Genomic DNA, 319 nt, shown 5'->3' on the forward strand with positions numbered 1-319 from the left:
TGAGCAGGTGCTGGCACGCGTCGACAACCTCATTGAGGTTGTGCGGCGGAATATTCGTCGCCATGCCGACCGCGATGCCGGACGAACCGTTGATCAGCAGATTGGGAATGCGCGCCGGCAGAATGGCCGGCTCGTTTTCGCTGCCGTCGTAGTTCGGCGTGAAGTCGACCGTTTCCTTGTCGATGTCGGCGAGCAGCTCGTGGCCGATCTTCGCCATGCGGATTTCGGTGTAACGCATGGCCGCGGCGTTGTCGCCGTCGACGGAACCGAAGTTGCCCTGGCCGTCCACCAGCATGTAGCGCAGCGAAAAGTCCTGCGC

General features: G+C 62.4%; 1 protein-coding gene. It reads right to left on the reverse strand.

Annotated features, from left to right (window positions below; genetic code table 11):
- On the reverse strand, positions 1 to 319 hold a 319-nt coding region (locus SB753_RS35930), incomplete at both ends, for a DNA gyrase subunit A (protein ID WP_410804856.1).

Origin of the sequence: Paraburkholderia sp. SIMBA_053 (genome assembly GCF_046534895.1) — a bacterium.
GTDB classification, from domain to species: Bacteria; Pseudomonadota; Gammaproteobacteria; order Burkholderiales; family Burkholderiaceae; genus Paraburkholderia; species Paraburkholderia caledonica.